Source organism: Neobacillus sp. NRS-1170 (assembly GCF_050468025.1).
The window spans coordinates 154699-163941 of the sequence record NZ_JBITPF010000039.1; the positions used below are offsets into that span (position 1 = coordinate 154699).

Genomic DNA, 9243 nt, shown 5'->3' on the forward strand with positions numbered 1-9243 from the left:
TACCACTACCCCTGCTTCCTTTTCAACTCCAATTTCTTCTTGTTCCTCCTCCAACAAAAAGAGCAAAACCCTTCTCGATATCAGAAGGGCTTACGATTCCTACTAAGGCAATCGCTGTTAATAGTCAAACCCCTTTTTCATCCATAATGGTCTCATGTGAGGAAATTGACTGTATAACTCCTCTTCTCTGGCTTTTTGTTCATATTCATGGATGCTGCTCCTATTACGTTCATTTTCTGTCTTTAATTGTTCGAGTTGTTCCTCATAGTCCTCTTGTCTCCCTTTTAAATATTCAACCTGCCCCTGTAAATTTTCAATTACCTTAATCAGCTCAGCTTTTGTAAATTTATTAAAATCTTCACTATTCATACACTCGCTCCTTATAATTTGAAATTTGTTATAACTACCTAATATCAACGTGCCGTTTGCACTTCGTACACTGAAACAAGTTTGGTTCAACTTCTTTGTGTCGTTTCAACTTCCTGCATGTCTGGCAGCTTAACGTTACATATCTGCCGCTAAATTCATTTACAACTAGGTTACTCCCCTCTATGATCAGCTCCTCTTCCTCTTCGTCTGTACTTGTAGAAAAGAATGCATATGCCAGTAAAACAGTCATACCGCCGGAAATGTAACTTAGCCAGCTCATCGGATGTCCTCCCGTCTTGTTAATACATAGTTCAGTTCTCCATGATTATTTACAACTATCACTCGGTAAGCTGATTGTATGCAATAATCGCGCTGTAATTCTGATACAAGCTTTGGATCATTAAGCCCTTTTTCGATAAGTACTGCCGCGAGTGTTGTTGGTTTCATATTGCATGCGGTTGCCAGTCGGTTTAGTTTAAATGCTTGCTTGTTCGTTAGCGACACATTCACTCGATGAACTTTCTTTCCTCCTAACCCCTTCCCTTCTATCAAAACGCAAATCCCCTTTCCAATAGTAATGACAATTGACAACGCCAACCGTGTTACACTGTTACGAAATACCCGCGAGAGAAGAGGCTACTCCGTTTTCAGTATTAACGTAGTCCCTTTCGTAACGATTGCGGTATGATCAGCTGGTGCTTGAACAGGTGTTCTCTCGGATTTAATCACCCTCCGCTGCCGTATATCCTTCTCGATCAGCCGCTTGACGTAGCCACTAAAATTGTCCAGCGATTCAATGCGCTCGAGACACCGTCGGTCCTCTTCGTTGGAAACGTTGAATGATACCGATTTGATAACTTTGTTTTTGCACACGTTAACTCCCTCCCTTCCCATTGATTAATACATGGTATGAGCGGTCATTCTATAATATGAATTTAAATTTACCAAAAACATGAACTTAAATTTCCTATAGGCAATCAACAGGAAAAATAGAATAATTAAATAAGGTGATGCACATGTTACGGAGCCGTATTGAGAAACTGATAAATGAGAGTGGATATAAAAAAGCCTTTATCGCTGATAAATTAGGAATTACATATAAGCAGCTACGCAATTATGAAATCGGGCGTAGCTTGATACCATTTGATAAGGCGTATGAACTGGCAGACTTGCTCGGTGTTGGCATCGATGAACTTTACGAACGAAAAAAAGAATAAATGATATGGTATGACCTCCCAGGACACTAATAATTTGTAATTCTGTGTGCTAAAGGTGGTTATGATTGAGTGATCGTCCATTGGGGAGGGAGTATTACCCACGAAGTTTAAAGCGGTATTACCCTACTAAATCAGGATTGAAATTTTTCCAACAAGAAAAACCGCTAGTAGTAACAACACTAACGGTTTGATAAGTCATCAGTTTCCTAATCGGAGAAAAGCCTGTGTCGGTCTACCAATACCATCAAATCCAAGATTGATATAATCTTTACGATTTCTAAACCTGATTCATTGGAATTGGGTAAATTAATTTTGTAGACCAGTACTAGCAGCATATTTTATATCTGTGTCAACTAACGACCTTCACTCCCACCACACAATCGAAACCCAATCGTTCAATCTCTACGTCTTTAACCTCAATACGCAGCTCATGCGTTAGCGGATCAACGAAGTGTATTCGCCCCGCTAATTCCTTAGTAAAGCCATCTACCCATATGGTCAGCTTTACCAAATGGTTATGTTCCATTGCGTAAATAATGCGTAAATCGAACTCTTCTGCTTCATGCTCGTCAATGATTGGCTTCTTTTCCCGCTCGGTATCACGCCATAAATCCTTCTGTGTCTTCGCTAACTCTGGCAACTGAAATGCTGCCTGCCATTTAACCATACCGCGATCACGTATCGCCATATAATCGCCTCCTTTCTTAATATTATATACGAACTTATGTTCTGTATGTATACATAAAGATATATAAGAAACAATATTAGGAATCCTCCATATGAAACCATCCTTTTAATTCAAGGGTGGTTTTTTATATAAGCTCCATGTTTGTCCATGTCTTTATAAGACAAACCTCATAATATATTAATATCCCTTGATTAATGTAAACATTTACAAGAGCGTCTTATGGCGCTTTTTCTTTTTTCGTACATAAAAACGCCACCCGTTAAGGTGACGTAATAGTTTATCGCTTTATCTTGCGCGGTTTATTCAGCTTCCAGGAAAATTGTCGCTGCAGTATGAGGAAATAAGAACGGATGCAAATTCTTGTTATTCCTGCCTTCACAGCGTTGCTATTTAATCTTTTCGGGAATGCTCGCAGTTGACGAAATGACTGACTGCCTTTTATTATGTACATTTTGTTTAATTAATCACTTTTTATCGGTAGATTCCATTCGGATGAAAGTAATACATCCAATTTTTCACTTTCTTAAACTGCTTATCATCCATAACAAATGATTTTACTTCCGTTCCGAAAAGATGCTTATGATAAGCTTTAAAATTTTCGCATCCTCTTAAAAGCTCAATTGCGGCTTCTTGACCCATTCTTGATGTCGTTCCAACCACAATAAAAGGAATTTCTTCTTCATAATGCAGGAGCACCTTACCTCCAAAATAAATATCATACAATTCAGGTAATTCCTCTTTCATCGCCACTTCCATTAACACAAGCCGACTCATTTGTATCACTCCTTTTCCCTTTTATTATGAGGCTTTTAAAAAACATAGCGATGGAACAATTATGAATTTAATTTGAACTTTCTACGGCTGCTGTTGTAATATTCTTGGGACTTGGAGGTGATTCCAACAACCTCCTAATTTCTGTAATCTAATTCCATAGTATTATAGTATAGAGGTGAAAAATATGTTTATAAGTCCAATGCTCCTCCATAAATCGGATCAACCGTTCAACGATGACGATTATTTTTCAGAACCGAAAATGGATGGGTTTCGGCTCATCTATTCCTATATAAAAGATAAAAAGCTTTATACACGCCATAAAACGGATGTTACCAACCGTTTTCCTGAACTAATAAACTTAAATATTCCAAAAGGAACTGTTCTTGACGGGGAAGTGGTCCTCACAGATACATCAGGTAAACCTGATTTCGAAGCTGTAATGAGTCGGTTTTCGGTGTTCAATTCTGAAAAGGTGAAACTGTTGACAAGGCAGAATCCAGTATCTTTCGTGGCATTCGACGTATTGTATTATAAGGGTGAGAAGGTAACCCAGCTGCCTTTATATAAGCGAAAAGAAATCCTTAATGCGATCATACCAGTTAATACCCCCCTTTTAACAAAAGTAATGAGCATAGATGGCAACGGTATTACCCTCTTTAATCTCATCAAAGAACAAAATCTTGAGGGAATTGTACTGAAGAAAAAGGACAGCACTTATGAAATTGGGAAGCGGTCATACTCCTGGCTCAAAGTGATTAATTACCATTATGCGAATGTAATAGTGAACGGGTACCGTAAAGATGAATTTGGCTGGCTCTTATCCTATGATTAGTGGTTGGCTGATGTGTGCCCCCACAGTGGACTTTCACCACCTAGATAGTTGCCATGCCTGGCACACTAAGGAAAAGCTGCCATTATGGCAACTTGATCGAAACTTTGACCTGTGATGGTCCATTTATTGTACATAGATTTTACTTTTATTGGTAGAGCTGCTCCTGCCTTTTCTTCGCCCTAATCAGAGTGCTTTTGCTTATCCCGGTTATATCCTCCACTTGCTTGTAAGAGTTAGTTTCCAGCAGCTTCAAAGCGTGTTCAATTTGTGCCTTTTTAAATTTTTTCGGTCGTCCTTCTCTAAAATCCTCACGCTGCCTTGACGTGATTCAATTAGAATTCCAGATAAATGTACCTTGGTTATTAAACTTTTCAAAACCACATCAAATAGAATTTTGAAGAACTCCCGTTTACATATTATTTAAGTGTTTAGGAAAAATAAGGATGAAAAAGCAACTTTAGAGGTAGCCTCTTTTATTTCGCATAGGGGGTCAACCTATGCAGCTTATTTAAATTTTGCCTACCTTAAAATTAAGCAGGGTTCTTAAAAATCCTACCTAATTGTTCATTAATAAATCGTAAAAACTTTCGCTTTCCGCGGACGAACCATCGACTTCCTCATTCGTTCCGCACTTTGGTGTATCGATAGACTTGTAATTACAAAAATATCCATAAAAACTCGTTTGATGGCAATATTAATTAAGACACAAAATTTGAGGAGCATTCTAATGAGGAATTTGGTTAAAGAAATACAAAATATGTTTTCTGACCATGATGATTTTTTCATGGAGAAGGAACTAAAAGATAGAACGCCAATCTACCTTATGGGATTTAACACGCTAATTGATTTAACCAAATCGAAATTATATGTTCGACAAATGGCATCATCTTCAACTTCGGTAAAGGAGCTTTTTATAAACCTCAGTGACCAGCTTGACGTTGATACTGAGCAAATAATAAATGCTTTATTAAAAGGGAAATTGGTGATCGTAACAGAGAAAGACCAACTTAATGCGATAGTGGACCCTGTCTACCGAAATCTAACAAGAAGCATTGCTGAACCACAAAGTGAAAGTCCCACTCAAGCGTCCGTGGATGCCTTTGTCGAGGATATTAATACTAACATAGGGCTGATCCGGAAAAGGATGAACACTGAACGTCTGTGTCATTGTTCCTATGAAGTCGGAGAACTGGAAAGTCGAAAACTGTCAATGCTTTATATCAAAGGAATGGCTCCGGATGATCTAATTGGGGAGATTAAGAGGCAGATAAAACAAATTGACACGGATATTGAAACGGTTGAAGATCTCAATAAACATTTTGGTGAGCGTAGGCTCAGTCTTGTCAGTCATGTTTTTCAAACAGAAATACCGAATGAGGCCACCCACTTATTAAAAAAGAACAGAATTGTGCTTTTTTTAGATAATTACCCTTTTGCACTTGTTTTTCCTCAAACCTTATGGGATATGTTTAGTATTGCAAGTGATCGCAATTGCCCATCAATATTGGTGCATGCGATACGAACCCTAAGGGGGGTTGGGGCTATCGTCAATGTCCTACTTCCCGCTTTATATGTTTCAGTCATATCTGTCAATCCTGAGGCATTAAAAATAGACTTCGCTTTATTTGTCTCAGAAAGCAGGCAAGGCATACCATTTCCAGCTTTAATGGAAACTATTATAATGGTGGTTATAGTTGATTTGACACTTGAAGCGATTGTGAGGCTTCCCAAAAGCGTAGGTCCTACCATTACAATGGTTGGAGGAATCATACTGGGCCAGGCGATGGTGGAGGCGAAATTAGTGAGTCAGTTATTGGTTATTGTGATTACTGCCATGGTCATTTCGGGTTCGGTGGTTTCAGGTATACAAAATGCCTTGTACATCCGTCTGTTGAGATATCCAATTTTAATTTTAGCCTCTATTTATGGCATTTTAGGTATGTTTACCGGTTTTCTTTTTACCATCGTATATTTGGCAAGTTTAACATCAAACGGTATCCCGTATACAACGTTTCGTATTAGAAAAGAGGACGTTAAATGAGTCTAAAATTACAGATAGGATTTATTTTTATCATCATGTATTTAAGTTTAAACCATTTGTTTTATCCTGATCTCATATTTCAGTTAACGAATTCTGGTCACTGGGAAGTGGTTCTTTGCCAAGGTTTGCTTCAATTGTTTTTAATTTGGATCTACATTAAAGGATTGAGTTATTTTCCCCAACAGGATGTAATTGATATTTATTTGAAAATGGGAAAACCAGTTGCATTTATTCTTCTTATCCCATTTGTAATTTTCTTAACAGCGATAGTTGCACTTAATAATCGTTTACATACTGAGGTTATTATTTCGATTTTTTTATCGCGTACACCCTCCTGGCCGGTATTGGTGCTTCTCATTTTTGTCACAACATATATCGCCTTATCAGGTTTAGGTACAATTCTACGTTCTTCATTTTTCATTTTCTTCTTGATTATTCCCATGATAGTGTTGGTCTATTTTACATCCTTTATAAATACTGATTGGTATAACGCTTCGCCGGTTTGGCACCCATCTTTGGATTTTTTAATTAATAAAAAATTCTTCTATCTTATGGGTTTTTCGGCTTTCTTACCTTTAGGATTCATGGCGTATAAAACTAAATTAACATTTGGTTCTATTTTTTTAGCATGGGTTTGTGTAATGTTCTTTTTTCTTTCTTCCGTATATATCCCACTTTTAATATTCGGACAAGAGTCAGCCATTACTTTGACATTTTCCATGGTAAGAGCAATTTATACAGTTGACCTTAATTGGTTTTTTTTAAATAAGCAATCAATGTTCTTGGGCTTATCACAGATTGGATTTACGATCATACTGAATGCCGTTTTACTTTGGATTATTGGAAGAATTATGCACAAGATGTTGAGATGGAAAAAGGCAAAAGCCTCTTATTGGATCATTGCTTTTTCTGTTGTCGCATTTATTTGTGCATTATTGGTTCCAAGTCTATCCTGGTTAGAAAAATCCTTTTTATGGAGTGGAGGTGCCAATGTGTATTTTATGATAATTATTCCATTTTCCACTTATATCTATAGCTTTGTAATGAAAAGGGGCACGGCGTGTGATGAAAAAGGTTAATATAACTTTGATTGCGTTAATGTTTTTGGTAACCTTTCTCAGCGGATGTTGGAATAATAAGGATATAGATAAAAGGGTTCTCCCCGTGGTCATGGGTATTACTAAAGATGACAATGATGAATATAAGGTAACAGTGCAAATTCCCATACCCAAAAAAAATGGCAATATTTCGAGAATAGTAACAAGTATAGATGAAAGCTTTTCTAGTGCCCTTGGACAAATAAGGACAAACTCTGAAAATGTGGTGGATTACTCACATATACAATTAGTTGTAATATCAAAGGATTTATCAGTTAACCAAGAAGAATTAATGCAACTTATAACTTTTTTGATGACATCAAATGAAATCCCTAAAAACGCACAGTTGGCCTTTACGGATGATCCTATTGAGAAACTGTTGTCAAGTATTAACGATAAATTAGGCGCTGATTCCTCTTCTTTGTATGATTTTTTTAACAAAGGGGCTGGCTGGGCACCCGAGATTTTAAGTACTCGTATTTGGGAAGTGTATCGTAGTTTGTATTCATATACTGAAGATATATCCATTCCTGTTGTTGATTCTGGAAAAGATACAGTATTAAGTATTAAAGGCGCTGCCGCTTTAAAAATGGGGGAAATAACTCAAAGAATCGATCCAAATGTAACCCATTTAATTAATTTGTTCCAAACCAATAATGCAAAAGGAAAGATAGAGGATGTGGGTATTGCAAGTGTTATGGTAAAAAGAAGCGCCATTAAAAATAAAACGTTTATGGAAAATAATAAACCACTAGTGTCTACTGACGTAAAGCTAAAAATAGACGTTTTGGAACAAGAAGCAGGTATCACGAATTACCAGATCAAAAAAGAGCTGGAAAAGCTTTTTGAAGAGCGGTTTAACAACATGTTTGACAAAGCCCAAGAAAACAATACAGACATTTTTGGATTTGGTCAATATTTCCGAAATCAAATTCCATATGATGATTTAAAAAATTGGAGAGAAAAATATTATCCTAATTTAAAAGTGAATTTTCATGTCCATGCCAGTATGGAGTGAGCACTTTAATTCCAGGTGTAGGATTAATAGGTTACTTTGAGTAACCAAGCTTGATCGGTTAGCCAGGAATGTACGTGAAGGAATTGACGTTGTAGAGGAATTATTCAATAAGGGTATACGTGTCCACGTATTGAATGTCGGGTTACTCGAAAACACAACTATGGGGCGATTCTTCTTTCAAACCATGTTGGAAATGGAAAGAAACATGATTGTAGAACGAACTCAGGAAGGAAAAGCATTACATTTGGTAAATCTTCATCTGGGGTCATATCGAGTTCATCAGTAAAAGCTATTTGGATACCATTAATTGTTTCAAAGATTAGGCATTGAACCTTCATCAGTGTTAATCCAAAAATCGAAACAAAATCAAATTGTGTAGGGAGCATTGACAGTTTCATTCATATCAGTACAATGCTTCACAATCTGCAATTATAGAGTATAATTCCTGTTCAACTTACTATTCATTTTGAAAATTTTCAAGAGCATCCTAATTTCAATATTATTACCCATAAAGAATGAGCAGGACTCTGCTCATTCTTTATTCTCTTTTGACGGAAAGGTATGAGGACTATTGGTAATATTATCTAGATTCCCCTCGGTATAAGGTATCCTTCCATTCGTTAGGATGAAACGGGATAAGAGGAGCTAAATAAGGTACGCCCAAGGATTTTAAACTGGCAGCATAAATAATATTAGCTGGTTTAGTGGAACAAGAAAGCGACAGCTCATTTGTTGAACCATCGCACCCGTTAGCTGAATAAGACTTGTTGGGTTATATTTCACCTTTCCTCACTTTCAACGACATTTCAGCATTAAAACTTAAAATTCCAAGTTCTGAAGAATTTGAAATTTCCTCTAATATTTGTTCTGCCTCCTTAGTTTTATAATCAATATCCAATGCCGTTCCGCACGCCCATATTTTTACGTTGGGTTCTCCGCTTATCATTAATACATCTAGCATAGTTTTTGCCAAATTAATGTCTTGTTTCATAACTTCAATTATTTTAAATAGTTTATCACTTGCTTTATTCCCTTTTTTATAATTTCCTTCTAAGGTTGCATTCCCCTGGATTATTGCATTTTTTACAAACTCATCTATAAGCATTGAACTATTTTTTTTCAAACCCATCCCCCCCATTTTGAAAAAAGTCATTTAACATCATTATATCCTACCGCAGTTCTTCAACTAGTTGAGTAGAAGAGAACC

13 protein-coding genes and 2 pseudogenes are annotated in these 9243 nt (G+C 36.7%); 6 read left to right on the plus strand and 9 right to left on the minus strand.

The features are described from left to right. Positions 1-117 precede the first annotated feature (117 nt). From ACIFOT_RS18435 to ACIFOT_RS18445, 3 genes are read right to left on the minus strand one after another with little or no spacing between them, the layout of a single operon-like run. A complete protein-coding gene (locus ACIFOT_RS18435; RefSeq protein ID WP_430066799.1) occupies positions 118-369 on the minus strand; it encodes a hypothetical protein in 252 nt (83 codons plus the stop codon). A 34-nt stretch (positions 370-403) separates the two neighbouring features. After that, positions 404-649, minus strand: coding sequence for a hypothetical protein (locus ACIFOT_RS18440; RefSeq protein WP_430066800.1), 246 nt, complete (start codon positions 647-649; stop codon positions 404-406). Beyond that, positions 646-921 carry a hypothetical protein gene (locus ACIFOT_RS18445; protein WP_430066801.1) on the minus strand — a complete coding sequence of 92 codons (276 nt, stop codon included), beginning with the start codon at positions 919-921 and terminating at the stop codon, positions 646-648. Before ACIFOT_RS18445 ends, ACIFOT_RS18440 begins: the two co-directional genes overlap by 4 nt. 464 nt (positions 922-1385) lie before the next feature. On the opposite strand from ACIFOT_RS18445, the gene ACIFOT_RS18450 reads away from it, so the two are divergent. Beyond that, positions 1386-1586 carry a helix-turn-helix transcriptional regulator gene (locus tag ACIFOT_RS18450; RefSeq protein WP_430066802.1) on the plus strand — a complete coding sequence of 67 codons (201 nt, stop codon included), beginning with the start codon at positions 1386-1388 and terminating at the stop codon, positions 1584-1586. Between the two features lie 349 nt (positions 1587-1935). Here ACIFOT_RS18450 and ACIFOT_RS18455 read toward each other — a convergent pair whose 3' ends face one another. Together ACIFOT_RS18455 and ACIFOT_RS18460 are read right to left on the minus strand one after the other, a co-directional pair. After that, positions 1936-2274, minus strand: a complete 339-nt coding sequence (locus ACIFOT_RS18455; protein ID WP_430066803.1) for a YolD-like family protein — start codon at positions 2272-2274, stop codon at positions 1936-1938. Between the two features lie 471 nt (positions 2275-2745). After that, positions 2746-3048 carry a hypothetical protein gene (locus ACIFOT_RS18460; protein ID WP_430066804.1) on the minus strand — a complete coding sequence of 101 codons (303 nt, stop codon included), beginning with the start codon at positions 3046-3048 and terminating at the stop codon, positions 2746-2748. 184 nt (positions 3049-3232) lie between these two features. On the opposite strand from ACIFOT_RS18460, the gene ACIFOT_RS18465 reads away from it, so the two are divergent. Next, positions 3233-3880 (plus strand): ATP-dependent DNA ligase, encoded by a 648-nt coding sequence (locus tag ACIFOT_RS18465; RefSeq protein ID WP_430066805.1) that lies wholly within the window; start codon positions 3233-3235, stop codon positions 3878-3880. A 145-nt stretch (positions 3881-4025) separates the two neighbouring features. On the opposite strand, the pseudogene ACIFOT_RS18470 reads toward ACIFOT_RS18465, so the two are convergent. Beyond that, positions 4026-4202, minus strand: a pseudogene (locus ACIFOT_RS18470) (recombinase family protein); the annotation flags it as partial. Positions 4203-4607: 405 nt separating this feature from the next. Between ACIFOT_RS18470 and ACIFOT_RS18475 the strand changes: the two are divergent. The 4 genes and pseudogenes from ACIFOT_RS18475 to ACIFOT_RS18490 form a co-directional block, all read left to right on the plus strand. Then, positions 4608-5921 (plus strand): spore germination protein, encoded by a 1314-nt coding sequence (locus tag ACIFOT_RS18475; protein ID WP_430066806.1) that lies wholly within the window; start codon positions 4608-4610, stop codon positions 5919-5921. Then, positions 5918-7000, plus strand: coding sequence for a GerAB/ArcD/ProY family transporter (locus ACIFOT_RS18480; RefSeq protein WP_430066807.1), 1083 nt, complete (start codon positions 5918-5920; stop codon positions 6998-7000). The genes ACIFOT_RS18475 and ACIFOT_RS18480 overlap by 4 nt, the downstream gene beginning before the upstream one ends. Next, positions 6987-8036 carry a Ger(x)C family spore germination protein gene (locus ACIFOT_RS18485; protein ID WP_430066808.1) on the plus strand — a complete coding sequence of 350 codons (1050 nt, stop codon included), beginning with the start codon at positions 6987-6989 and terminating at the stop codon, positions 8034-8036. The genes ACIFOT_RS18480 and ACIFOT_RS18485 overlap by 14 nt, the downstream gene beginning before the upstream one ends. A 40-nt stretch (positions 8037-8076) precedes the next feature. Next, a pseudogene (locus ACIFOT_RS18490) lies at positions 8077-8277 on the plus strand (recombinase family protein); the annotation flags it as partial. Here the strand turns inward: ACIFOT_RS18490 and ACIFOT_RS18495 are convergent. From ACIFOT_RS18495 to ACIFOT_RS18505, 3 genes are all read right to left on the minus strand, one after another. After that, a complete protein-coding gene (locus ACIFOT_RS18495; protein ID WP_430066809.1) occupies positions 8195-8374 on the minus strand; it encodes a hypothetical protein in 180 nt (59 codons plus the stop codon). The pseudogene ACIFOT_RS18490 and the gene ACIFOT_RS18495 overlap by 83 nt on opposite strands. 242 nt (positions 8375-8616) lie before the next feature. After that, positions 8617-8760 (minus strand): spore germination protein, encoded by a 144-nt coding sequence (locus tag ACIFOT_RS18500; protein WP_430066817.1) that lies wholly within the window; start codon positions 8758-8760, stop codon positions 8617-8619. 48 nt (positions 8761-8808) lie between these two features. Then, positions 8809-9159, minus strand: a complete 351-nt coding sequence (locus ACIFOT_RS18505; RefSeq protein ID WP_430066810.1) for a hypothetical protein — start codon at positions 9157-9159, stop codon at positions 8809-8811. Positions 9160-9243: the final 84 nt, after the last annotated feature.